At 48.9% G+C, this 315-nt stretch carries 1 protein-coding gene; it reads right to left on the bottom strand.

The features are described from left to right. Positions 1 to 315 (bottom strand): immunoglobulin heavy chain variable domain-containing protein (locus Y88_RS19050; protein ID WP_157132705.1); only part of this gene is annotated, 315 nt, incomplete at both ends.

The following is a 315-nucleotide window of genomic DNA, read 5'->3' as shown; positions in this document are numbered from 1 at the left end:
CTTGGTGCTAGCTGAGCTCACGGTGACGAGGGTCCCCTGGCCCCAGACATCGAAGTACCAGTAGTTTCCGTCCGGTCTTGCACAGTAATAAACGGCTGTGTCCTCAGCTCTGAGGCTGTTCATTTGCAGGTACAGGCTATTTTTGGCGTTGTCTCTGGAGATGATGAATTTATCCTTTAGAGATGGAGCATAGTTTATCGTACTGCTATCTGGATTAATTTCTCCAATCCATTCTAGCCCTTTCCCTGGAGCCTGCCGGACCCAACTCATCCAATATCTACTAAAATCGAATCCTGAGGCTGCACAGGAGAGTCT

Source organism: Novosphingobium nitrogenifigens DSM 19370 (genome assembly GCF_000192575.1).
GTDB lineage: Bacteria > Pseudomonadota > Alphaproteobacteria > Sphingomonadales > Sphingomonadaceae > Novosphingobium > Novosphingobium nitrogenifigens.
Note: the sequence above shows the minus strand (reverse complement) of the source record. Positions and strands in the feature narration are given on the sequence as shown.